17 protein-coding genes and 2 pseudogenes are annotated in these 23,362 nt (G+C 60.8%); 6 read left to right on the top strand and 13 right to left on the bottom strand.

Annotated features, from left to right (window positions below):
* From BT264_RS35875 to BT264_RS35865, 4 genes are all read left to right on the top strand, one after another.
* On the top strand, positions 1-723 hold a 723-nt coding region (locus tag BT264_RS35875; protein WP_143156764.1), incomplete at its 5' end, for a GGDEF domain-containing protein.
* A 252-nt stretch (positions 724-975) separates the two neighbouring features.
* The gene (locus tag BT264_RS38865) at positions 976-1,479 is read left to right on the top strand and encodes a hypothetical protein (protein ID WP_143155830.1); all 504 of its coding nucleotides are present in this window, start codon (positions 976-978) and stop codon (positions 1,477-1,479) included.
* 158 nt (positions 1,480-1,637) lie between these two features.
* Positions 1,638-2,168, top strand: a complete 531-nt coding sequence (locus BT264_RS35870; protein WP_072445327.1) for a hypothetical protein — start codon at positions 1,638-1,640, stop codon at positions 2,166-2,168.
* A 356-nt stretch (positions 2,169-2,524) separates the two neighbouring features.
* A complete protein-coding gene (locus tag BT264_RS35865; protein ID WP_244137476.1) occupies positions 2,525-3,232 on the top strand; it encodes a cysteine hydrolase family protein in 708 nt (235 codons plus the stop codon).
* Positions 3,233-3,283: 51 nt separating this feature from the next.
* Here the strand turns inward: BT264_RS35865 and BT264_RS35860 are convergent, their stop codons facing one another.
* From BT264_RS35860 to BT264_RS35825, 8 genes and pseudogenes are all read right to left on the bottom strand, one after another.
* Positions 3,284-5,452 (bottom strand): AprA-related methyltransferase, encoded by a 2,169-nt coding sequence (locus BT264_RS35860; protein ID WP_072445329.1) that lies wholly within the window; start codon positions 5,450-5,452, stop codon positions 3,284-3,286.
* A gap of 11 nt (positions 5,453-5,463) precedes the next feature.
* Positions 5,464-9,267 carry an AMP-binding protein gene (locus BT264_RS35855; protein WP_072445326.1) on the bottom strand — a complete coding sequence of 1,268 codons (3,804 nt, stop codon included), beginning with the start codon at positions 9,265-9,267 and terminating at the stop codon, positions 5,464-5,466.
* Between the two features lie 119 nt (positions 9,268-9,386).
* Positions 9,387-10,283, bottom strand: a complete 897-nt coding sequence (locus BT264_RS35850) for an MBL fold metallo-hydrolase (protein WP_072445325.1) — start codon at positions 10,281-10,283, stop codon at positions 9,387-9,389.
* Between the two features lie 5 nt (positions 10,284-10,288).
* The gene (locus tag BT264_RS35845) at positions 10,289-11,287 is read right to left on the bottom strand and encodes a ketoacyl-ACP synthase III (protein WP_072445324.1); all 999 of its coding nucleotides are present in this window, start codon (positions 11,285-11,287) and stop codon (positions 10,289-10,291) included.
* Position 11,288: 1 nt separating this feature from the next.
* Complete coding sequence (locus tag BT264_RS35840; protein ID WP_072445323.1) at positions 11,289-12,383, bottom strand: 3-oxoacyl-ACP synthase III family protein; 1,095 nt, start codon at positions 12,381-12,383, stop codon at positions 11,289-11,291.
* Positions 12,383-13,252 (bottom strand): beta-ketoacyl-[acyl-carrier-protein] synthase family protein, encoded by an 870-nt coding sequence (locus BT264_RS35835; protein WP_072445322.1) that lies wholly within the window; start codon positions 13,250-13,252, stop codon positions 12,383-12,385. The genes BT264_RS35840 and BT264_RS35835 overlap by 1 nt, the downstream gene beginning before the upstream one ends.
* A 34-nt stretch (positions 13,253-13,286) precedes the next feature.
* Positions 13,287-14,907: pseudogene (locus tag BT264_RS35830) on the bottom strand (AMP-binding protein).
* A gap of 711 nt (positions 14,908-15,618) precedes the next feature.
* Positions 15,619-16,028, bottom strand: a pseudogene (locus tag BT264_RS35825) (integrase core domain-containing protein); the annotation flags it as partial.
* A 322-nt stretch (positions 16,029-16,350) separates the two neighbouring features.
* Here BT264_RS35825 and BT264_RS35820 point away from each other — a divergent pair.
* Positions 16,351-18,021, top strand: a complete 1,671-nt coding sequence (locus BT264_RS35820; RefSeq protein WP_256260766.1) for a hypothetical protein — start codon at positions 16,351-16,353, stop codon at positions 18,019-18,021.
* Between the two features lie 196 nt (positions 18,022-18,217).
* On the opposite strand, the gene BT264_RS38860 is transcribed toward BT264_RS35820, so the two are convergent.
* The 4 genes from BT264_RS38860 to BT264_RS35805 form a co-directional block, all read right to left on the bottom strand.
* Positions 18,218-18,592, bottom strand: coding sequence for a hypothetical protein (locus tag BT264_RS38860; protein ID WP_143155829.1), 375 nt, complete (start codon positions 18,590-18,592; stop codon positions 18,218-18,220).
* 792 nt (positions 18,593-19,384) lie between these two features.
* Positions 19,385-19,765 carry a hypothetical protein gene (locus tag BT264_RS38855; RefSeq protein WP_143155828.1) on the bottom strand — a complete coding sequence of 127 codons (381 nt, stop codon included), beginning with the start codon at positions 19,763-19,765 and terminating at the stop codon, positions 19,385-19,387.
* A gap of 63 nt (positions 19,766-19,828) precedes the next feature.
* Positions 19,829-20,125, bottom strand: coding sequence for an H-NS histone family protein (locus tag BT264_RS35815; protein ID WP_072445321.1), 297 nt, complete (start codon positions 20,123-20,125; stop codon positions 19,829-19,831).
* Between the two features lie 840 nt (positions 20,126-20,965).
* The gene (locus BT264_RS35805; protein WP_072445319.1) at positions 20,966-22,372 is read right to left on the bottom strand and encodes a two-partner secretion domain-containing protein; all 1,407 of its coding nucleotides are present in this window, start codon (positions 22,370-22,372) and stop codon (positions 20,966-20,968) included.
* A 350-nt stretch (positions 22,373-22,722) separates the two neighbouring features.
* On the opposite strand from BT264_RS35805, the gene BT264_RS39710 reads away from it, so the two are divergent.
* A complete protein-coding gene (locus BT264_RS39710; RefSeq protein WP_072445318.1) occupies positions 22,723-22,902 on the top strand; it encodes a hypothetical protein in 180 nt (59 codons plus the stop codon).
* Between the two features lie 114 nt (positions 22,903-23,016).
* Here the strand turns inward: BT264_RS39710 and BT264_RS35795 are convergent.
* On the bottom strand, positions 23,017-23,362 hold a 346-nt coding region (locus tag BT264_RS35795; protein ID WP_143156763.1), incomplete at its 5' end, for an integrase core domain-containing protein.

The following is a 23,362-nucleotide window of genomic DNA, read 5'->3' as shown; positions in this document are numbered from 1 at the left end:
GCCTTCATCCTCGGGCGGCCGTGGAATCACATGTGGTGGCTCGCGCATGCGATTTTTGCTGCCGGCTTCTTCCTGCTCAGTTTCGGTGTGGTGCAGGCCTTTCACACGACGCGTTCATTTTCGAAGATCTACAGCCAGGAAGAGCTGTTTGCCCGGTTGAGAGAAGCCATGGCGAGGACGGAGCAGGCCCTGCAGGCGCTGCAGCGGACCAACGAGAAGCTCGAGCATCTGGCTGCAACGGACCCGCTCACGGGCGCGGCCAACCGGCGGCAATTCATCGAGCGCGTGGAAGCGGAAATTGCTCTGGCGAAACGCAACGGCGCACCGTTCTCATTGCTTTCGCTCGATCTTGACCACTTCAAGGCAATCAACGACAGCTACGGGCATCAGGCGGGCGACCAGGTGTTGCAGCGCTTCGTCAACAAATGCCTCGATGCGATCCGGCCGTACGACGGCGTTGCGCGGGTGGGCGGAGAAGAATTCATGGTGCTGCTGCCGCAAGCCGCGCTGGATACCGCACAGTCGATCGGTGAGCGCATCCGTGCAGCGATCGCGGGCGCACCATTTGAGGCCGGCATCGGCAAGCCGATTGAGGTCACCGTGAGCGTTGGCGCCTCCGAATTCGGCCGGGACGGAGAGACGATCGACGCGATCCTGCGCAAGGCGGACGAACGCCTGTACCGCGCGAAGCATCAAGGCCGCAACCGGGTTGTCGCCGCGTAATCCGTTCAGCACCAGAACCACGCTTCCGCTTCCTACCGCCGTGCGTTAGCCCATACCCCAGCGGTCGGATAGCTCTTACTATCCGTCCCTTCATTTCTTCCGAAACGGCCAACTACTTGGCCCTCTGCCCCACGCATACGAAGGTGCACTTTCGCGACACCAACGACACGGTCTGGGTACATCGTCGAGCATGGAACATGAGCAAGTTCAAGGACTATCTGACGATCTGCAACAGCGCACCGAGCTAGTTTCTTGGCATCGCCACACGGACACGCGGACCCGGCGGCAACCGACATCACACGCGTCGATCTCGCCGAGCTGGAGCGCTTCTTCGATCAATTCCCCGGGACGTTCTCATGGGGCAAACCGAAGGTCGCCATGATCGCATTCCCACGCCTGCATGGTCACCGTGCCAACGCTCCTTGCGTCACGCGACTCAAGCGAATGGGAATTTTGTTACTGCCGAGCACGTTCCTCGATTACGACAACGCGAATTTCCGCATCGGCTTCGGACGATGGGACATGGGGTTCCGTTCTCGACAGACTGACAGATTTCCTGGAGGGCTTTGGCGCGAACTGACGCCGGGCAAGCAGCCCGTTCGAGCCGCGCGAAGCGTCGGTCGAACCGCACGCCCGGATCGGTCACTTCCGTCCCTTTTCCAGCGTTCGATTATTACCATCGCCGCAACGAACCGATTTCACATTGACGAATCAACACCATGCAGAATTTCAAAAAAATGCACCCATCAATTTTAATTACACAGCGCACCCTAATTTCTTTAATTAAAGTAAATATTAAATCACGGAATCAACAAAAATTACTATTGCGAAAAAACATAGCGGGGTATACGCTGAATTTCGCTCGATTGAGCGAGCAGCCATTCTTTCCTTAACTGCCAGTATGGAGAAGTTAAATGCCTACCAAGCCGCATATTAGCCCCAGCGACAAAGAAAAAGCCTACAGCGCAATCGCCGGCCTGATCCTCGAGAATGATAGGGAGCGTGCAAATCGTGTGAAGTCGGCGCATCCTGATCTGGCCAATCTGTTTGATGACGCGAAAGAACGAGCAGTTTTTCTTAAAGCATCCGGCATCTTTACGATTTCCGGTTACAGCAAGCAGTCTCTCATCAAGGTGGTTTGCTCGGATATTTCGTACGATCCCAACGAAACCCCAATCGCGCTGCGACTCGTTGGTTCAATTACGACAACGATTGCCACCGACTTTTCGATCAATGTTGCAATGGCCGGCCAGACTATCCCCCCCGGGACGCTACTCACGGATCAAAACGTTTTGCTCATTCTCCATATCGGAACCGACAACACCACCATCACCATGAAATACGGCGACCGGGTGGTGGGATATCTACAAGGCGATCCGGATTATTCTTTTTCCGATTTCAATCCATCCCCGGGGATTGCTAAAATTACGCAAGCGAATGGCTGATTTTCGGTAGAAGCATTCCAGTTTCGGGATGGGTTTCTTGTGCGATGCCATTGCACGAGAGACCCCTTTCACGAAAACATTCGCACCCGTTGCGCAGATTGTTTCAGCGCATGCTGTCTCCACGACCAATATCTCGCCCCCATTCCGATTATCGTCACCACTCGGGTGAATGCGAAGATCGAACGAACCGGCGAATCACATCGATCGACTTCGATCTCGCCAGCCGATGAACACAGGCCTTCATCTCGCTCCGCGAGCGACGCAATCGCGCAGGGACGTGATTCCATGCCATCCGACCAGCATGTATCGATGCCGTTAAAACCGATGCAATGCCATGACAAAATATTACAAAGACCATGATGACCCTCCGTTTCTCCCGACGTTTCAAACAGACCGCGATCGGCTTTTCGCTGGCGGCCATCACAACTCCATTCGTATGTGCGGCAGGCGCCGACTTTGAGCAGACGATCCGCGCAATATCCGGCCATCGACCGCCCGATCATCTCGACCGTAAAACAACCGCCTTCGTGATCATCGACTTCCAGAAGGAATTCTTCAGCGGCAGACTGGCCGTTCCCGACGGCAAAGAAGCGATGAAGAATGCACGGCGCCTGCTGCATCTGGCATCGCTCAGACACATGCCCGTGTTCCTTGTCCGACACGTCGCGCCGGCGGATTCCGCCGTATTCGCCATCAACAGCGAAGCAGCGAAACTTCAGCCCGACATCAAGCCGCGCCGGCAGGACACGTTGCTGCAGAAAAGCACGGTCAGCGCATTCGCCAGCACAGATCTGGACAAAAGGCTGAAAGCAGCCCACATCACGACGATCGTCGTCGCCGGCCTGACGACCCATGCTTCTGTCTCCGGCACGGCGCGCGACGCCGTCCCGCTTGGCTACCATGTCATCGTGGCGTCGGACGCGTCCGCCACGCGCGGCATCATCCGGGCGAACGGCGAGACGATCGACAAGGACACGCTGCAACGCGCGGCATTGGCGGAAATCGAAGATTCTTTCGGCAATGTGATGTCGACTTCGCAGATCATGCGCCTGCCGGTGCGCTGATGCGTTTCACGCGCTTGCTCGAGGGCCCCCTACCCTCGAGCGCCTGTTGCCTCACCTGCGCATCGGATGCCACGGATTCCGGTATCCTTTGTCGTCCGGCTCTTCCGAATCGCTGACATAATTCGCAATACTGAAAAAACGGAAATCGCTCAGCAAATCAGGTCTAGGAAATCCCTCCGGGTGAATGCGCCCGTGAATCGGCGTATCCGGACGCAAGCCGGCCAGCGTCATCGCAAGCATGAATTCGTTGAACGGCGTCATGAACTGGCGTGACACGAAATGCATTCCCCAATTGAACACCGACGGCAACTGCTCGGTGTGCCGCCAGCAACTGGTCTTGTCCGGCGGCCCCTCGCAGAAACTCGACGCACATGGGCTATGTCCTTCTACGATCAGAAAACCGTGCTTCGCATGGTGTTTCCAGCGGGAAATGAATTGAATCAGGTCAGCCGCGGCCACGTAGCCGGGGACGAGGCCTTCCGCATCGCCATACGCGACCCGGAACGCGCGCTTGATCTGGTCGACCGTCACCGGCAGTTCGTCCCGGTCGGATACGGTCAAGCAACCAGCAAAGTACCGGTCTATGACGGCGCGCAGGCGAGACCGGTCGACGGTCCGGAGATGGCGCTCCAGTATCGTTTCGGCCATTAGCCCGCGGCGAACGCTCAACCGGCGATTGTGAATCAGGAACATGAAGGTATGCACCAGATCGCCGAGTCGTGCGGGCCGGATGGTGCCATCCGGCCGGCGAACCTTGAGCCCGCTCCTGGCGACTTCGTCGGCGTAGCGATCGGGCTGCGAAATGTCCGCGGCAATCACGCGCACCTGAACGCCCCGTACGCCCTCGAGAGCGGACAAGGTCGCCATCGCCCGGCCTCGGGCGGCTTCGTTATCGTCGGCGCCTATGACGATCAACGGATATTCCGCGAGGTACCGCCCCCGCCGCGTCGAACTGACGACATACTCCGCCAGGCGCTTCACGGCGCTGCCGTCGCCGCACCCCATGTCGGCAATGCCGGCCGGCTGCTGATCCAGCGGCGTCTCGTCGAACAGCTTGCGCAAGATGTTCGTCGTGATGTCCTGCGTCGCGGGCCCCGACACGGCGCCGCTCGACGCATAGATGTTCATCACGCGATCGACATGTCCATCGTTGTCGATGCCGAGCGGATCGGGATTGCCGAACAGGATCTCGTCGAGCACGGCATACGATCGCAAATAGGACGCCGGCAACCCGGCATAAGGCGCGGCGATCGGCCGATGAATCCTGCCCGCGGCGGTCAGCCGCACCTTCTCCTGCACGATGTCCACCATGCCGAACTCGCGCATCAGCGACCACGCGGCACGCAGCAGCACGTGATCGGTATCGGACCACGCGCCGACCGCGACCCCGTCGGAGCGAGCGTCGAGCCTGTCGAGAATGCTCGGCGCAGTCTGGCGATATTGTCCGTCAGCACGCTTCTCGAACACCGGCATGTCGAGCGCGACCCAGGTCGGGCCGAGCAACAGGCCATCCATTCCCATGCGCAACTGCTCATCTGCCTGCCGCTCCTCATCATTGGCAGGGGCCGGAAGCGCCCAACCAGCCATGCAGATGCGCGCGAGCTGCGCATAAAGCACGCTATCGGCAGGATCGACGCGTACCTGATGGCAAAGCGCGTGCAAATGCTGAAGTGTCGACGTCGCGTTCGCCAGCAGCAAGAACAGCGGCCGGGCGTGTTCGACACATCTCACAACGTACTCGCCGGCCGGCGTCAGCGAGAACTCGGCGTGCTCGTCGCCGCTGCTGAGCGTCAACCAGCCGGCCAGACTCAGGAGATTCAGCGCGCCCCACATCACACCGAGATTGCGAGTGGGGTGGGGTTGACGGACAAGCTCCATCGAGCGCATCGAGCGCGGCATCCCCGCGGTCAGCCCGCGGAACGCACCCGCGAACACCAGGCGCACGAGCGTCGGCACCAGCACGATGCCATTCGCCCAGTTACAGCTGCGCGTATACGCCATCACGCGTTGCGCGTCGCGCGCGCCAATGCTCAGCGTGACCGGGGTCAAATCGCGCCGGAGCCTGACCGGCGTTTCCATGTCACGCACCTCGACGCCCAGTGTCGTGCCGACCGACAGGCCGAGCAACTGACGCGTTTCGTCGGGGTGCGCGTCGAGATAGCGCTCGAGCTGCCGGGCCAGCACGTCGGGAGAGTCTGCAAAATCGAATCGGCCAAACATGATGGGCAACCTCACATTGTTGACGAGCGCACGGCGTGGATCGAACGGGCGTTCGCATCATCGCAAACGGATTGGGTTCGCCAGAGCCGGGGGGCGAGATGCGCCGCCAGCGTGCTGATCGACGGGTAATCGCGGACCATGGCCTCATCGACGGTCACGCGGAACGTTTCATTGAATTCCAGCGCCAGCTCGACCGCGAGAACCGAATCCAGCCCGATCTCCGCAAACGTTGTCTCAGGCGCCAGGCAAAGGCTGCGGGACTCGAGCCGCTCGCTCAGCCAGTCGATCAGCCAGCGCTCGAGCGAGTAACTCAGCTCGCGCTCGACCATTCGCGTCGGTGCGCTGCCGTTCGGGGGAGGTATGGCATCGGCGCCTTCGCCGATATCGTGGCCCGGTGCGCCATCGTCAGGATGCGTGTCGTCGCCGGCGCGCAGCAACGGATCGAGTTGCTGACTCGCGCCCGGCACGGTTTGCTCGATCGAACCGATCTCGAGCCCGTTGTCCCGCGCCCACGCGTTCAACTCGGCCGAACTCCACAACGTGGCACGCGAGCAGATCTGCCGCTGGGCCAGCTCGATCGCGAGCTCGTACTGGTTCCGTGCCCAGTCGCGCGTCGCATCGTCGACCTGGTGCCGCGCCGCCGCGCGCTCGACGACAGTCAGCAACAGCGCCCATTGCGCCACCGCGCCGAACCAGTAATTGACCCAGATGGCCGCATGTGCGGCGCCGCCGAGGTTCGACGCATTCGTCAAGCCGTCTTCCATCATCGCATCGCCCAATTCGTGTAACTCGCGAGCCATCGCCTCGGCGCCCAGGCTGCGCTCCAGGTAGCCCAGCAAATCGTCGTTGCCGCTCTGCAATCGGCTGCCCAGGTGAGTCAGCAGCGTTTCGGTCGGTCCCTCGAAAATGCGTGTCAGGCGCGCATCGCGATAGATTTGCGGCACAAGGTTCGTTTCGATATAGCCGCGTCCGCCGAGAAACTGCATCATCTCGTCGGCCGATTGCGACAGCAACTCGGAGCCTAATATCTTGGCAATCAGCAATCCGTCTTCGGGCAACTCGACGCCCTTGTCCAAATCCGTGGCCAGATGCGCGACAAGGGCGTCCATCCCGTTGATGCGATGCCGCAGGTCACCGAGGCGTTGGCGGCTCAGCGGATTGTCCAGCAGCAGGCCGGTGGCGATCTCGCGCCGCGCGCCGTAACGATGCATCAGTTGCGCACAACGTTTCATCACGCCCGTGCAGATGGAGGCAATGCCGAGGCGGGCGATGTTCATCGCTTCCTGGGCCACGGCCATTCCGTGCCCGGCCACGCCCAGCCGACAGACGTCGGTGATCCGCGCATCGTCCAGATGCAGCGAATTCTGGATCATGCCGCGCACGCCCATGGTCAGCGCCTCCGCGCCGATCCGAACGCCCGGCGCGCCGGGGCGCACGGCCAACCCGACCATTCCCGCACCGTCCGCCTGCCAGGCAAACACATTGACGATGCCCGCCCACGCGGATGACCCGCTCCAGCACTTGTGCCCGCTTACCAGCCAGTCACCGCCTTCGATCTGCCGTGCCCGCGAAGCCATCGCGCGCGGATAGGAACCGGCACCGGGCTCGGTAATCGCGAATGCGGCGAGCATCCGGCCGGTCGCGAGTTTCGGCAGCAATTCGTCGCGCAATGCCGGTTGTGCGTGCCGCATAATCGGCAGAATACCGAGCGTGTTGTTCAAGCCGACGAAGAAAGCCAGCGTCGAATCGATCGTTGCCAGATGCGAGATCACGCGCAACATGTCGCGGTGAGACAGGCCCAGGCCGCCGTATGAACGGTCGACCAGCATGCCGAGTATCCCCCGGTTGCCGAAGTCGAGCACGATGTGCGGCGCAATCGTGCGACGCTCGTCGATCGATCGCGAATCGATCCGCGTGCGCGCATAGTCCCTGAGCCAGTCGATCAGCTCGTCGACGTTCGGCGCTGCAGGCCCGTCGTGACAGCGCGCCGGTGATGCATCGAACCCGGATACGGACGAATCGAAGCGCAGGCGGTCATGACCGGACGCTTGCGCGCCCATCGCCACATCCCAGCGGGACAGCGTCATCATCGTGCCGTCGCGCAACCGGGCCCGGCACGCGCACCGCCGCACCTTGCCGCTCGACGTCTTCGGCACGCTGCCGGGCGTGACCAGCACCACCGTGCTCGCGCCGATGCCGAGGTGATTCCAGATCGTTTTCCGGATGGTATCGATCATGCCGTCGACGTTGCCCTTGCGCCACTTCCGCTCGACTTCCGCCACCACGATCAGGCGCTCCGCGTCATCGCCATCGTCAGTGAAGGCCGCACAGCCATTGGGCACGAGTTCCGGCGCATCGGCGATCACGGCGTACTCGATGTCCTCGGCGTAGTAGCTGCGGCCGGACAGGATGACCATGTCCTTCAGACGCCCGGTCACATAGAGCTCGCCGCCGCGCAGGAAGCCGAGATCGCCGGTTCGCAGGTACGTCTTGCCGGCGCTCTTCGGGTCGCACCGGAACGTCGAGTGCGTCTGCTCGTCCAGATTCCAGTAGCCTGCCGCGACACTCGGGCCGGTTACGCAGATTTCGCCGATCATCCGGTCGGCGCAGCGCTCCATGGTATGCGGGTCGCACACGATGACCTGCTGCCCGCCGCCCGCTTGCCCCACGCTGACCAGAGTGCGTTCGCCCGGACGCTCCAGCAACTCTGACGACACGCCGAGGAATTCGCCGCGGACCACGACGGATTGCTGCCGCAGCGCGGCCTGGTCGATGCCGACCGTCCGGATCGGCCGCTGCGCGTTGCGGCCGGTAACGAACAGCGTTCCCTCCGCCAACCCGTAATACGGCAGAAAGCTCGAGACGGCGAAACCCGTCGCGCCGAAACGCCGCGCGAATTCCGACAGGGTGCCCGCCCACACCGACTCGGCGCCGCTATAGGCCGCTTTCACGCATGTCAGGTCGAGCATGGACAATTGCGCGTCCGGCACCCGCCGACAGCACATCCGGTACGCGAAATCGGGGCCCCCGGTGAGGTCGGCCCGATACTGGCTGATCGCACGCAGCCACAAGAACGGATGCTGGATGAAACGCTCCGGCGCCATCGTGACGCTCCGGAAGCCGCCGAAGAGCGAGGTCAGGATTGCGCCGATCAACCCCATGCCGTGATACGGCGGCAGCCAGCTGACGATGGTGCTCTGCTCGCCGGCGCCCAGCCACTCGCAAATCTGTCCAAGGTTGTGCATCAGGTTCGCATGCGAGATCATCACGCCTTTCGGCGTGCCGGTGGTGCCGGTGGTGTAATGGAGAAACGCGAGGTTGGACGGTGTCACGTCGACCGGCGCGCGTGTCGGATCCATCGCCGCGGCAGCGCCGACGTCCAGCAGCCTGCAACCGGATGCGGCGGTGTCGGCGAGCCACGCCCTGCACCGTGTCAGGTCTTCCGTCGAACACAGGATCGTGCTGGCGCCGGCGCTTTCGACGACGCTGGCGATCCGCAGCATGTGTTGCCGGTTGCGGGGCGGGTACACCGGGACTGCGATCGCACCCGCGTACAGGCATCCCATGAAAGCGCCGATGTAGTCGAGCCCGGGGCGGCACATCAGCAGGACCCGATCGCCGATGCCTACCGCCTGCTGTCGCAGCAGCGCGGCGATTCGGCACGCGCGTTCGTCGACGTCCGCGAACGTCATCGAGTCTTCTTGTTCGTGATCCGGCGTGCCGCTCAGGAAAACGTAGGCGATCTTGTCCCTCATCGTGTGCGCCCGGTGCCTGAGCAGCTCGGTGAGGGTCGTCGGAAATGTCTCGGTGGTCATGATTGAGTCGGTGAATGAGTGGAAACGGCACGCCGGCCGATGCGTGTCTTGCGACCCGGCGCGATGGAGATACGAGTGTCGCGGCTACGCCGGTGATCGGCGACGCCGGCCGGATACGCCTACTCGGCGCGATGGAACAGGTCGATCATCCGCGCCATGCTCTTCAGATGCAGATGGCGCGGCACCACGCGTGCGCTGCGGGCCGCGTAACGGGCCGTCCAGTCGCGCGCCAGCGTGTTTGTCGCTCCCGCGTGGCCACGGACCACATGCGCCGCGCCCTCGCACGCATCGAGACAAGCGCGCGCTTGCCGCACCGCCAGCCGCGCGAGATCGCCGGCCAGCACACCGTGGTGACCTAGCGCGAGCCGGCCGGCGCTGAGCTGCGCGATGGCGTCCAGCGAGTGCCGGTAGGCAACCGGGTCGTGAAACACCAGCGGCAACCACTCGGCCGGGCCATGAAACTCGCCCATCGCGTCCGACACAAATGCGACGTCGAGTTGCGGGCAGTAGTAGCCGAACTGACAACGACTGTGCCCCGGCAGCGCGAACGCATGAATCTGCATCCCGTCGCCAATGTCGAGCTGACTGCCGGAATTCACCGGATAGAACGGCAGTTCCGACAATTCGGCGAATTCGACGCCGACGAGCGGCGCCCATGCCCTCGACGCAAGCGTATCGAGTTCGCGTATCGTCCAGCAGGCCGACGGGCTCTGGAACGCGTCGAAGGCGTCGGGCGAACCGGAAATGTGGATCCACGGCATGCGCGACTTGAGCGTCATCAGCAGACCACAATGATCGTAATGCGAGTGGGTGATCAACCAGTAATGCAGGTGCCGAATCCCGCCGTGATCGCGCAGCAGTTCGTGAAGCTGCCGCCAGACGAGCTCCGTCATCCCGCTCAGCCCACCTTCGATCAACGTGGCGGCCTCGTCGTTGACGATCACGTACAGTGGTACGTCCGGGGCGCCGATCATGGCCAGCCGCGAATCAATCCAACCAGGCATATCGTTCAGCATGACGTTCAACTCCGATAGAGCGCGCACGCCCAGGTCGCGCCCGCACCGTAAGTCACGAATAGATTGAGTTGCCCCGCCGTCATTCTCCCTTGCGCGCGAGCAAGCGAGAACGCGACCGGAAACGCGGCGCCCGCCATGTTGCCCAGTCGATCGACCGACACGACGCATCGCTCGCGGGGCAACCCGAGTTGCGCGATCACGCTGTCGAGGATCCGGAGATTCGGCTGGTGCGGCACGACGAGACCGATGTTCGATATCGTCAATCCGTGCCGATGCAGCATCTGCCGGCATTCGTGCACGATGTGCCGCGTCACGTCGTCGAACATCTCCGCGCCGCGTATGCGGAACTGATGCCGGCCTTCGGCCACGTCGTCGGCATCGATGAAGTGCGGACGCCGCGCACCCGGCGCCTCGGTGCGCAACAGGTCGAACTGCGTGCCGTCGGCACCGAGGATTAGGTCCATCAGGCCGAAGGCCGGATCCGGCGAAGCTTGCAGCAGCATCGCAGCAGCGCCATCGCCCAGCAGGATCGACAGGTTGCGGCCCGCGAGGCTGGTGTCGATCCGGCGCGACAGCGCTTCCGCACACACCAGCAACACGTTGCGATACCGACCGCTCGCGAGGAAATGCCGCGCGATCTCCATACCATAGAGCCCGCCGCTGCACTGCGCACGAATGTCAAAGCACGGAATCTCCCGCAGGCCCAACATGGGCTGCAGATAACACGCCTGCGAAGGATCGTGATAATCCGGCGATAGCGTATTGACGATCAGCAGGTCGACGTCGTGCGCGCACACGCCGGCATCGGCCATCGCCCGCTCCGCGGCCGGGCACGCGAGATCAGCCAGATGCTGATCGGGCGCGAGATAGCGCCGCGACATCACGCCCGTGCGCTCGCGTATGAACGCATCGCTCGTATCGATCATCGCCGCGACTTCGTGATTGCTGACGACCCTGTCGGGCAGCGCATGACCGAGCCCGGCAATGTAAATGTTAGCGGCCATGTCAGCCCTCCCGGCCCGCGCCGCCGATGCCGACACGCGTGATGGCCGTGTCGCCCCAGCGCCACAACTGCGAACCAAAGCCCCACCCGGCACCCGCGCCGGCGATGACCACCAGGGATCCGGGCCGGATGATCTCCTGCCGAATCGACTCGTGCAGCGCAAACGGCACAGCCGCCGAAACGAGGCATGCGCAGTCCGCGACACGAATCACGTACTGATGCGGCACAAGCGCCAGCCGTTGTGCCCAGGCGCGCACGAGCAGCGCCGACGGCTGATGAAACACGAACGCGTCGACGTGCGCGGTGTCGATGCCGTTCTGATGCAGGAGGGCCCCGACGACAGCGGGAATCGCATCGGGCATGAAACGCGCGATCGCCTCCTGTGCATCGGGCCTGAGCGTGAAATACACGCCTGGGCGACTGTCGGCACGCGCACGCGCGCCCTCTCCGGACGCCGCGAGCGCATCGCGCCACCGCGTCGTCACGAGGTCATAGTGCGTGGCGTCGCTGTGATAGACCGATTTCAGCCAGTTCGCACCCTTCGGATCCGGCGGCTCGGCGACCAGCACCGCCGCGGCCGCCCCGTCGCCGAAATTGGTCGACGACTTGCTCGTGTAGTCAACCACGGTCGACATCCGCTCCGACGAGCACACCAGCGCGCGCTTCACCTTGCCATCCTTGATCAGGTTGGCCGCGAGCTGCAATTGCAGGACGAAGCTCGCGCACGCCATGTCGACATCGGCATCGAGGGCCCGCGTCGCGCCCAGCCGGTCGCGCAACGCACGCGAGAGTCGCGGCGCGAACCGCCGCTGGCCGTCCGCGTGCGTCACGAACGGCGACGTCATGTTGAACAGCACCAGATCGAGTTCGCCCGCGTCCACTTCGGCCAGTTCGAGTGCCTCGCGCGCGGCATGCTCCGCGAGCGTCAGCTCGGTCTCGCCTGCGTCAGGATCGATCATGTAGCGAGACTCGATGCCCCAGAAGCGCCACCAATCCGCCGGGATGGGTTCCACTTGCGCAAAGACGGGATCGTCGTTATTCACACAATGTGTCGGCAAACGACAGGCAAGACTCGCCATTCTCACGTTGATCATCATCACACCTCCATCACGCAGCACGCGACGCGCTGCCTGAACACGTCCAGCGTCAGCGCGGCCACGGTCCGCCCGTCGCCGCGTGCCGGCCCGGCATCGGCCACGCAACCGGCAAGCCATGCCGGCAACTGGAACGGATTCGGAATGTCTCGCGCACCTTCGACGCATGCCACTGCGCCGCCGATCGACGTCGCCGCACCCAGCCACGACTCGTGAAACAGCACCGAGACGGGCGCGGCAGCACGATTGCACACGTCGTCGACCACGGCGCGAGTCGCACCGGAAAAGTCGTCCCGATCGGTGTCGAACCGCCCGGTCGCGCAGTCGAACCGGCTCTCGAACCGCGCCACCGGACTTGCTCCACCCGTGCGTCGTACCGGAATCGCATCGACGCTCGCGAAACCCGGCCCGCTAACATCGACGTAACTGCTGACATGGCTACCGCCGTGGCGGCCCGGGGTCAACACGATCGCGCCCGCCCCGTCGGCAAATCCGCTCGCGTCCGCGTGTTCGACATCAGCGAGCGCCTCGGCCCGAATCACGAGAGCACGTCGATAACCGAGCCCGCGACAATGACTCTGCGTGAAGTCGAGCGCGAGCGTCCAGTCCGCGTCGAGCAGGTCGAATACGCACGCGTGCCGCGCTCGCAAGTCGCGCTGCACCGGATGCGCAAGCCGTGGCCCGGCAATCGCCAGGTCATTCACGAGACGGCTCGGTGAAATTGACAGGCTGACGATAAGATCCAGCTCGGACGGCAGACAACGGGCCTGGTCAAGCGCCAGTCGCGCTGCATCAATCGCGTAAGCAGTTGCATAGGATTGCATATCATAATTTTTGCAGGGTATTTCCACGGCCGCACCAAGAATCTTCATGTTTGCTTGCTCATGTTGATCGGATCCGATGCGTTCAGGCAGAGGATCCTGCGTTGTTTCCATACCGTCTCAGCACAACGCGTCGTATCTTTCCCGACGCGTTGTGCGGCAGATCACGGGTGTGGCAAGCGATTTTGCACGGGCACTTGCATGGCGCGATACGACTCTTCGCATGCAGCTGTAGCAACACCGTCAACGCGTCCAATGCGTCGACGCCGGCCCGCACAACACGATGTGCGCGCAAATCAGCGTCCCGCCGCGATCGTCCGGCTGGCCGACGACGCGACATTCGACAACGGCGGGATGACGCAGCAATGCCCGCTCCACTTCCGCCGGAGAAATCGCGTAGCCCGCGCCGATGATCTTCTCGTCGGCACGCGCCTGGTGGAACAGATAGCCTTCGTCGTCCAGATAGGCGGCGGCGTCCGTCATGTTTCAGCCGTGCTTCACGTCTTGCCATTGCCACGAATCGTTCAGGTAACGACACCCGGTGGGCCCCAGCACGGCGAGATGGCGAACCTGGTAAGGCGACAGGCATCGGCCCTGGTCGTCCAGAATAGCGAGGCGATAGCCGGGCACCGCCTTGCCGATCTCCCCTCCTTCGGCGGACCGTCATGGATCGACACACAGATATGCAGCATTTCGATAGACCCGGTGCCGTCGATCAGGTGGATGCCGGTGCGCTGTTGCCATGCGTCGCGGCCAACGGAAGCGCCTCGTCGGCGGACACGCACTTGCGCAGGCTCGACACGTCGTATTCGTCGAGGTCGCGCAGCATCGCGCGATCGGCCGTCGGCGCGCTGAACAGAATGCGGACCCGATACGCAGCGACCGCGGACAGCAACGGCGACAGGGTCGTCTCGGGCAGCAATACGACGCTGGCGCCCGCGCCGACCGGACACAACAACAATGCGCCAAGGCCGAAGGTGAACGCGAGCGACGACGAGCCAGCAAAGACAGTTGTCTTCCGTCGGCTCGAGCATATGCTCAGGAAAGCACCGGCAGACCGCAATCACGTCGCGATGAAAATGGACGGCCGCTTTCCGCTGGCCCGTCGTGCCCGACGTGAACGCGATCGCGCGTGGATCGCACGCACGGATCGTCTCGATAGCGAGCGAAGCATATTGGTCGCGCTCCCAGCGTTCGGGGAGCCCCGGGCCGTCGGTCTCGTAGACCCGCACATAGCCGACGCCTTGCTGCGCCCCAAGTGCGCGCGCGAGTTCCGACGATAGCGCGGCCTCACAGGGGACACGAGACACCTTGGGGCGATCGATGACGACGGACAACTCCCCCGCACGCAGCAGCGGCATCGTCGCGACCGTCACGCCTCCGGCCTTGATCACGCCCAACCAGGCAGCGAGAATTGAATGATTGATCCCGTGCAGCAGGACTCGGTTACCTGGCACAAGGCCACCATCGCGCACCAGCATGTTGGCGATCCGGTTGCTGGCGTCGCACAACGCCTGATACGTCCACGTCACACGAGATTCGGTCCGGATCGCGACTCGATCACCCCAGTGATGTCCGTCGACCGGCTCATCCAGCAACGCAGCAGCGCAGTTAAGGCTACGCGGAAAGCGCAACTGCGGCACGCCGAAGATGAACTGCGGAAAATCCTCGATAACCGGCAAATTCGCGCGACAAAAGTCATCCATCATCCTCACCATGAATCCGTTCGTTTCGCTATCGAAAATTGCGAGCAAACGTCGATCAGGAAAGGTGATCACGCTCGCGACTGGCATGCTGCATAACGACTACAGGAAATTTTCCCGCCGTACTCGAACAATATCGATGAGACGTAAAACGCGGGAAATCATGTGACGATTGCGATCTCTTCTGCATATATCCAACACACCCTCTATCAAATAATTGATTCCAGAATAATTTAATTTACGAGATTAACGCCATCTCGATGACGAGTACCCAAATAAAATAGACTGATTACTCAAGTCCCCAATGGAACCGATGCCATTCGAACTTTATTTTCACCGAATAAAAAATTAAGTCGAATTGTTATAAATTCCCACACCCTCACTTTCCGACCCATAACAATCGCTTGCATAATTTAGAGGGTCCTCGGGTTGACACCACATTCCGTCCGCTTCATGAATACAAATTGCGAACGAATCACAGTTTGAGGGCAACGACAGAACGACGTCGACGCAATCACGAAAAAGTCGATTCGCACTCTCGCATCGAAAGCCTGACAACCAGTATCGACCGACGTCGCGTGCGCGACGGTTGACGCAGGCCGGGCGCAAGCAAGTCACGGGCGCTCGAAACGACATGATCGATCCGTCGTATTCGAGGATTACCCGAATTACCGCAAGTATGAACCGCTTGGATTTCCTTGAGAGTACCGAGCGTTAGTGTTCGGCCTTTTTATGAGCCTTCGGCCGTAGGTTGTATTGCCGGGCGAATTCGCCCGGCGTTAAATCTGTGAGCGGCATGTGAGGTCGAGTCTCATTGTAGTCCCGGCGCCAAACCTCGATCTCACGTTTGGCTTCCACCAACGATTCGAACCAATGCAGATTCAGGCATTCGCCCTTGAACGAACCCGTTGAATATCTCGATGAAAAGCTGTTGTCGGTTGGCCTGCCCGGCCGGCTGAAGTCGATCTGTACTTGTAGTGGTAGGCCCACATGTCCAGCAGGCGACGCGAGAATTCGCTGCCGTTATCGGCAAACAGGAATCGCGGCGCACGGCGTTGGGCCACTAAACGATTCAGCACTGACACGACATCCTCTGCACGCAGGCGCTTGCTCCTGCGCACCGCCCTCGGCCTCACCGCAACCTCGCTCACTCGCCAACCTGCCGGTGCGGAAGGGGCACCGCAAGGACTGGTGGCGGAAAATCCCAAGGCGCCCAACGGATCGAGGCATTCCTCGTGGCGCCGACCTGAACCGGCGTGCCGCCGCGCTGATTCCTCACGAGCAACCCAGGCGCCCCCTCTGCCACCTGGAGTAAACCCTTAGTTACGCGGACTTGCCCTCGTCGTCATAAATAATTACATTTACCTTTCATTTAAGGCACCCCTTAAGCCAAGGTCGGTGTCCCGTTAAACAAGAGGCGGATATGCCTCATCCTGAAAGCACGCCATGATTCTCACTCAGTTCGTTCGACTCAGCACCCTGGTAGCCGCGACTGTCATCGCCCCCGTGGGCTATGCGGTACCCGCGTTCGACACCGAGTCGGACCTAGACATCCTGAATGGCTTGCCAGTGGTTACGCCCGACAATCAGGGCGTTCCCGCGATCATGGCCACCCTGTCGCCGCCCCGAATTGCGCTCGTGGTGCCGAACGAGCCGCATCTGTTGGTGCTCCAGGCATCCCCTACGACCGCCGCCGCGCCTGCTCACTACCGCCGCCTGGTCGAGCAGTCGCTCCGCTCCCAAGGCACGGTCGTCCTGAAAGGTAGTGCCGATGCGCTATATGACCTGAAGCCTGAGTGGATCCGCGTCTGGCCCCAAGCAAATACGATCGTTTTGACCAGTCGCATGGGGACGCGCGTGGAAGGCGTGCGCGAACCGCACGGGAACGATCCCATCCCGGTTGTCCAGTTGATGGCATCGCAAATCCGGCAGGCGCTGGCGGCGGAACGCTTGCTGAGGCAAGCCGCACCCGTTGGGGCAGCCGCGAGAACAAAACGTGCCGTCCTATCTCACGCGACAACACAAGACTTCAGGAAGAACGTTGATTTCTCCATTCGCCCAACCTCACCAACCGAAACCTGCACCACATTCGGCAACAACTTGGCGGCCAATACCTTCGGCCGACCGCTCACGGCCGACGAGCAACGTGCCCTGTCCCTCGAGCTCGGCAAGTGGTGTCAAAGCGGCACGCTGTCCCACTACCAGGGCGGGAGCGGCGCGCGCGCCGTACCCCATTGGACCTATAACGAAAAACCCAAACTCAATCTCCTGACGGAATGGGCGTTGATTCGAAGTGAAGACGTCTTGAGGCCGGCCCAATCGAAACACTATTTCTGGGTCAAGTCGGTCGGGGAAGGTGCCGGAACCGGATTTACCCGCTCATTGCAGGACACGGCCACCTTCAGCGGCAACGTCATGCATGGATTGATGGACGTCGCGATCCATGGCGGGTGGGGCAATAGCTATCCAAGCGACCCGCGCTCATGGAGCTACCCGATCGGGCAAGCACATTGGCCTGACAGGGATCCTGAATTATTCGGCTGTGATGATGGAGAGTTTGCCAGCGTCTGTCCGACCGGCGCCCAAGTCGTTCGCTTGTTTCCGTCCGACACTTTCAATAACCAAGTGACCGTGTCACAGGCCACCCAACTTGCCATCGGCGGCACGGTCGGCGTGACCGGCACCGGTAGCGCGAGCCCTGCCCTGGCGATCAATGCATCGCTCACGGTGACTCGGACCGATGTCACCACGCAATCGGCAACGGTCAACCTGACCAGCACACAAACATCCTCGGCACGTCCGTATTCGCGCAGCACGCGGTGGCGCCCCGACGTGCCCGCTGTTTGGGATTATTTGATCGCACGCCGGATCACGGGACCGTTCGGAGCGGCCACGCCGACGGCCGCCACCCTCAATCCGGAATACGATGTCCTTTGGCAAATTCCGTTACAGCCCAATCGGGACAAGATCATGAAATTCAGCTTGATCTATGAGGCCGGCTGGAACAACTGCGTGCGGGAAGCCTGTGCCGGCATGAATCCTCCGCCCGATCGAACTATTCAGCCCCAAGGACGCGTCTTTTGGCAGGATACCGTGGCAGTGGATTTGCGATCGTGAAGCGCCCCTCCCCGACCTTCGAAGGGCCGCTATCGACCAGCAACGCCGAAAAGAGCTGTAGCCCGCAGATGCGTCAGGCGAAGAAGATTAGCGAGTGACATCTCGATACGAAAACTCATATCGGCGTCGACGTCGATTCGGTTCGAGCACACGGAGCGGTCGGCACCGCGGCAAACGTTTCGGATGTTTCGCAGGCTCACGCCTTGTTGCACAGGCACGAGCAGGAAACGTCCGGCGATGCCGGCCACGCTGGAGTCACCAACGCGACGAGATGAACAAAAAGCCAGCGAAGCGGCACGTGGCAGTCAAGTGCGGGAAGATCAGGGGCGACGCGAGACGGTGTGTGTGGAAGATACTGCTGGCGGTGATCAAGCGAATCAAAATGCAAATTCGCGCGCGGATCGAGTATCTGTTTCATACCATCAAAAAACCGCGCCACTTTTAATATAGTGGGTTCATCAAGAACATCGCACAATCGTTCAATCTGCTTGCGTCGGCAAGCTTGTAGATCGCGAATTGCCGGTTTCAGCCCACGATGGAAATCGGCTGAGATTTTAAAAATATGCCACACATCAAATCAATTTCTTTATTTGAAACAAAATACCTCGTTGTAAACCTTATGCATCCCAAAGCAGCAAGACACGAATTTTCCGCGCTGGGTCACTGCGTGACCGGGTGCAAGGTTGCTCCTCCATCCTCGACAATTTTCCAGCCGTGCCCTTCCTCGTGACAATTTGCGAGCAACCTCCGCAGAAGATATGCGCGCGCGATCATCGACGAACGTGATGTCCGTAAAACCAGCAAGCTCGAATTGTTCTCAGGCTTGCGCGTGCGCACGGAAAGTGCTCGGGCCTCACTTTCGCTGGAGCATAGAGCTAGGCGATGTCAGCCAAAGAGAAACACGAAAGCGCAGATGAAGCTCAACCGTCACCAATCGAACAGAACATGAAAGTGAGCGGAGCACGTCATTCGTGCAACATGCCTCTATCTCTGCCTACCGACTGGGCCGTTTTTGACCGGCTCAATTCTCTTTCCGGATGGGTCGATTGACCTCTACGTTCAAAGCAACGAGATATCGGACATCGCGCTCGGACGGAGGTAATTAACGTAACGCTGATTCTCACCGGAAATGACCTTTGCAACTGCGATCATGGCAACGGGGACGAGAACTCACGTGATCGCCATCGTCGCGCGATGCACTTTCTCGAGCGAGCATCGCCTGTCACGCGTGGTGCAGACATTGATTGGTTTGGCGCTACTGTCCGTGCTTGGCCGAGGCAGTGTAAAAACGCCCGACCCCGGCGCTGGAAGCTTGGCCACGACGGCACAGAGGAATCTGCAGCTGCACCGCGGCGCGTAGCAATCAGGTCGAGCGTAATAGTGCGGTACAGGTCCGTGATATCGATGCGCTGGCCCAGACTTCGACCAACCTCATCTCACGCATTGTTTTGACGAATCTTGAAATCCTGATATCACGCTCGAGATTACAGGCAAGCGCCTGCATGTCCGTCGTTGTAGACGGGCCGGCGCAAACCCATCCCGAAGCAACGGCCGCTGTACCGACGCGATCTGCGGAATCCGACGCGCGCACAACCGCGATCCCGAAAAAGCCCGCCGTTGGCATCGGGCAAGAGGTCCGGCCGAGATTCATCGAGATCGCGGTCAGCGCATCGAACAACAGAAAAGTCCACAAACGACGCCAGTAGCGTCCGCGCCACACCCAAAGAAAGTGGCTTTCGGCCATCCCTCCCCACTCTGAAGGCGAGGTTTGACGCGTATTCCGATCAACCGGCGCCGATCACGACAGTCATCCTTCGATCAGGAAACGCTCGCGTCGTTTTCCTTTGATCCAGCCAGGTTCACGACCGCGGCCTGACCAAGTCGCCCCGGTCTTCGGATCGCGATACTTCGGCGCAACTGAAGACTTCGTACCGGCCTTCCCCGGACCGCGCTTGCGGCCAAAGACTTGTTCCGGAGTCAAATCATACTCCGCCACACGGGCGCGCACCTCCTGGATGACGGTATCGAGTTCCGCGAGTCTTGCCTCCTCTGCCCGACGCGAAAGCTCGTCGGCCTGTGCTTTCAGTTCGTGATAAGTTGCCATCCGGTCACCTTTAAGAATATCTACACAATATAAACTGTTCGCTACTTTTTTCAAGCAAAATTCTGAGCAAGGCATGACTCAGTCCGTTTTTGCTTTGATAGCGACTCCAATCGCCGGTACTGCCTTCTGGATTGGCAAAATCAAATACCTGCTTCGCGCCATTGTCACGCAGGTAGATCGACGCCTGACGGAGGTTGTCTCGTACGGGTTCAGCTCGGATTCACACGCCAGCACATCCGCCGCGTACGCGTGGCATGTTTAGTGGTCCAGCATACAACACATGCAGAGCGACCGGTTTGTCCGCATCAGGAATGCCGACGTGGGCCGGCTACCGCTTGATTGACATCACTCACATGCCTGGGTACCTTTACCGGACACTTACCGTCATCCTTGCCAGCCAACATCTCATCCACTATAGTTCCCACCAAAATTTAGTAGGAACCAAGTCAATCAGTACGTGAGATCACGCGTCTCGCGAATCTGTCACGCAACACGATTTGCCCTTACCTCGATCAAGAATCCGTGCCGTCGGGTGCGAAAATCGATTGGTGGTGCCAATCAGCGAATCCCGCCAGAGACAACGGCGGCACCGCGCGACAGGTTAAATGTACGCGTCCAATTGAGTCCTTCCCGGCTGTCACGAGTTGAAACCTTCAGGTCAATAGACAGGGCGACAAAGTACGTAAGATGTCCGGACAGCATATGCACATTTCCTGGACGACTCGGTTTCCCAGATTTGCGGATTGCCGTCTGGCGACAAAATGCTTTTCATTCTCTGCCGCCCACGGTTGGTCGGTCGACGATCCAGCCCGATCGATCGGGCTGGACAAACCCAAACGATTACTGGTTCAATCCCGCAACCGTCGGAATCTGCGGCGTGGCCGGACGCTTGTTGCCGTAGTAGCCGTCGCCAGTGCTGCTATACCCCTGCGCCACCGGGTCGGACGACAAGCCATTCTGCCCCGTGCCGGTCGTGACTTTGCCGCCATTGTCGATAGTCCAGTTCGGTGCATTGAGCCCGCCCTCCCGTACGTCGGCTCGGCCATATCCGACCACCCGCACCGCCGTGCCCGAGGTAGCCCGGCCGTTCATCATCACGTTGTCTCCGACCAGGCTGAGATAGCCACCGCTATCGAGTCTTCCATTGTCAGACACCACTAGTGTCGCGTCCTTGTTCACCGAGACTGCGGCAACATCAAGGTTGGCAACCGCATCGAGCGTGCCGTCGACTACCGTGTTGTTCTGTGTCGCTATGGTGACGTTCTTACCGCTGATCGAACCGCCCACATGTGTTCCAACGCCACGGCTTCTAAGGCTTACGTTCCCGCCGATAGTATGCAGGCCGGGAACGCCCGGAAACTCCGCATCCACGCTGCTCGCCTTGATCGAGCCGGTGTTGCGCAAGGCTTCGCTCAGGGTGCTGCGCCCGCCATAGATGTTCAGATCCACATTGCCCGCATCCACCTCAATCGCACCGTCATTGGCCACCAGTCCGTCAACGGCGATAGCATTCAGATTGCCGAAGGGAATATAGGCAACAAGGCCGCCCGTCGAATCGGTCTGATATGCTTCAACCATATCGCTCGCCACCATATTGACGCTAGTCAGGGCCCCTGCTGTGACAGTCCGATCTCCTTTGGCGGAAATCTTGCCCGTCGCACCGTTGATCACCTGGCTGCCGAACAGGTTGACGCCTGCCACACCCGCGTTGATCGTGCCTTCATTCACCACCGCCGCGTTGGCCGCGCCTGCCACCTTGCGGAACGGCAGCAACGTCGGGCCGGACCCACCCTCCGATTTGATGAAGAAGCTGTCGGGTACATCCAGCGTCGAAAGCACGACACCGTTGGCATTGATCGTGCCGGTCTTGCCGACCACTATGCCATTCGGATTAACCACGAAGATGCGGCCGTTGGCGCTCAGCGCACCGTCGATCTGCGTGCGGCTTGCCGAGTTAACGCGGTTCAGGATCGCCGACTGGGCGTTCGGCTGATTGATCTGTACCCGTTCGCCGGTCGCGACGTCAAAGTTGCTCCAGTTGACGACAAGGCGATTGCTTTGCTGATTGATCGTCGTCGCGCCATTGGAGCCCGTCGTCGCGACATTGGAGCTGATCGTCCCTGAGCCAGCGGCGATCTGTCCCACGCCGACAGCGCCGGCATGACCGACTGCGATCAGCAACGGAATCAATGCTGCGAGCGGTTTGAGCCGCGATGCCTGGATTCTTACCGCATATTTGGTGCTCATCAGAGCGCTCTCCTTTAAAAACGTGCAAGCTAAAGGGTCGACGCTCACGCGTCAACCTGGTCGTCTGGCTCCGCTTCGGTTGCGTATGTCCAGAACTCGTTTCCCCTCGCGCTGCCACACGCGAGAGCTGTATCCAACATTCGAGTGCGGCGGTCGGCATCGAATGTGCCTGCCATTTTGTCGAGGAGAGAATGCAAACATGACAGTACAAAGAATATTTTTTTAGGACAACAATCAAAAACTCGCGGTCACTCGACTCAGCAAAAGGTGGCTGCGCGAATTCGGACAGTCGGATCAGTGGAGCGACCGGGACCTGAGCCAGCGATAATGCCGGCAAAGGAACCTGGAAGATGACGAAGAGAACCCGACGAACGCACTCAGCGGCGTTCAAGACGAAAGTTGCACTGACAACGGTCAAAGGCGAGTGGACGCTGGCCGAATTGGCGCATCAGTTCGATGTGACCTTGTCTCGTTTTCTCGTACAGCAACGCTTGCGGCGATCAACCTGCCCTCGTAGTCGACAGGCGTGAGGTATGCAGGCGTTGTCGATTGTAATAGCCCTCTATATGAGCATCGCGCAGTCGGGCTCGCCGTCAACGGCCTCCAGCGGGTACGGTGTTTGTCAACGTAGTTGTCGCGTCGCTTCACGCGCACTGTTTTAATTCGGCTCGGGGCGTATGCTCCGGATTGAGCCAGACCTCGTCCTTCAATTCCCAATTGCGAGTCGAGCAGGACCAACGCTGCGGATTACGAGCCTTGGCCTGCGCGTAGACCGCATCGCGTAGTGCCAACACCGCGGTGGCAACACCCTTATGACGCTGCGCCGGCGTGACGAATTTCAGGCCGCTGTGCTTGTGCTCATGGTTGTACCAACGCACGAACTGCTGCGTCCACGCACGCGCGGCCTCGACGCTCGCGAATGCTTGGCGCGGGTAGTCGGGCCGGTACTTGCACGTGCGGAACAGCTCCTCGGCGTACGGGTTGTCGTTA

This window comes from Burkholderia sp. NFPP32 (assembly GCF_900119325.1).
GTDB lineage: Bacteria > Pseudomonadota > Gammaproteobacteria > Burkholderiales > Burkholderiaceae > Burkholderia > Burkholderia pyrrocinia_C.
Note: the sequence above shows the minus strand (reverse complement) of the source record. Positions and strands in the feature narration are given on the sequence as shown.